1 rRNA gene is annotated in these 234 nt (G+C 56.0%); it reads right to left on the minus strand.

From position 1 onward, the window contains the following. Positions 1-234, minus strand: a 23S ribosomal RNA gene (locus SB771_RS37245); the annotation flags it as partial.

Genomic DNA, 234 nt, shown 5'->3' on the forward strand with positions numbered 1-234 from the left:
GCCCTTCCATGCGGAACCACCGGATCACTAAGCCCGACTTTCGTCCCTGCTCGACTTGTAGGTCTCGCAGTCAAGCTCCCTTGTGCCTTTACACTCTGCGAATGATTTCCAACCATTCTGAGGGAACCTTTGGGCGCCTCCGTTACATTTTAGGAGGCGACCGCCCCAGTCAAACTGCCCACCTGACACTGTCTCCCTGCCCGATAAGGGCAGCGGGTTAGAAGGTCAATACAG

Origin of the sequence: Burkholderia sp. SIMBA_051, from assembly GCF_046534915.1 — a bacterium.
GTDB lineage: Bacteria > Pseudomonadota > Gammaproteobacteria > Burkholderiales > Burkholderiaceae > Burkholderia > Burkholderia ambifaria.